This is a genomic window from Klebsiella sp. HMSC25G12 (genome assembly GCF_001807705.1).
In the GTDB taxonomy this organism is placed as follows: domain Bacteria; phylum Pseudomonadota; class Gammaproteobacteria; order Enterobacterales; family Enterobacteriaceae; genus Klebsiella; species Klebsiella variicola.
Genome location: NZ_KV789799.1, coordinates 1 through 1,221, shown reverse-complemented (window position 1 = coordinate 1,221; position 1,221 = coordinate 1). Strand labels below are relative to the sequence as shown.

The following is a 1,221-nucleotide window of genomic DNA, read 5'->3' as shown; positions in this document are numbered from 1 at the left end:
ATAGTGCACAGACGGGCTTTTATCCAGCCGCAGACCGTTCTTCCAGCATTCATCCGAAAATTGTTCCGCTTCATTACAGGTACGATCTTCAGGCTGCCGGCTCTCAAGCCAGCGAGTCTGTACTTCTTAATCTGTTCTGTTCATTAACTTAGTCCTTGCCTCGTTAGGGGATGACATCCCTGATTGTGCTGTCATGACACGACAAACACATCAACTTATGTTACGAAATCTATTCAAGTAACTGATATTTAACATAAAACGCATTATCGGTACTTTGAAGTGTATAGCATTTGCTATACGTTCGTGTTGTGTTATTCTTGTATATCAATTGCTATACAAGAGAGGTGTGTATGAAATCAGATGTTCAACTCAACCTAAGAGCTAAAGAGTCTCAGAGAGCACTCATCGATGCTGCTGCAGAGATCCTTCATAAATCGCGAACCGACTTTATCCTGGAGATGGCCTGCAAGGCTGCGGAGAATGTGATCCTTGATCGCCGTGTTTTCAATTTTAACGACGAACAGTATGCAGAGTTCATCGATATGCTCGATGCACCAGTCGAGGATGAGCCCGCCATTAATAAACTACTGGCAAGGAAACCTCAGTGGGACGTATAACCACGCCCGAGCCGTTATCCAGCTCTCATCAGCTGGCTGAGTTCGTCAGTGGAGAGACAGTCCTCGATGAATGGCTAAAACAGAGAGGTTTAAAAAATCAAGCTCTTGGCGCTGCCCGAACGTTCGTTGTTTGCAAGACGGGTACGAAGCAAGTAGCTGGTTTTTACTCTTTGGCCACCGGTAGCGTTAACCATACGGAAGCGACAGGTAGTCTTCGGCGTAACATGCCAGATCCTATACCGGTGATTATACTCGCTCGCCTGGCGGTAGATGTCTCATTGCACGGAAAAGGGGTTGGCGCCGATTTACTCCACGATGCAGTTCTACGGTGTTATCGCGTAGCTGAGAACATTGGGGTTCGTGCGATAATGGTTCATGCGCTTACTGAAGAAGCCAAAGGTTTCTATGCTCACCATGGATTTAAGGCATCACAAACTCATGAGAGGACTCTGTTTCTAAAGCTTCCATGACTGGTTGCTGGAATGGGAAAGTAGCTGGTTACCTTCTTAACATATTGATTTTTATGTTATTTATTTTAATATTTAACATAATCTTTGTTAAGCGCACTAAGGTTGTAATGGCTCAATAGTAATGTCCGCCTGTG

At 44.9% G+C, this 1,221-nt stretch carries 2 protein-coding genes; both read left to right on the top strand.

Annotated features, from left to right (window positions below; all coding sequences use genetic code 11):
• Window positions 1-350 precede the first annotated feature (350 nt).
• The gene (locus HMPREF3096_RS01900) at window positions 351-617 is read left to right on the top strand and encodes a type II toxin-antitoxin system TacA family antitoxin (RefSeq protein WP_003026799.1); all 267 of its coding nucleotides are present in this window, start codon (window positions 351-353) and stop codon (window positions 615-617) included.
• Window positions 605-1,087, top strand: a complete 483-nt coding sequence (locus HMPREF3096_RS01895) for a GNAT family N-acetyltransferase (protein ID WP_003026803.1) — start codon at window positions 605-607, stop codon at window positions 1,085-1,087. Before HMPREF3096_RS01900 ends, HMPREF3096_RS01895 begins: the two co-directional genes overlap by 13 nt.
• Window positions 1,088-1,221 lie beyond the last annotated feature (134 nt).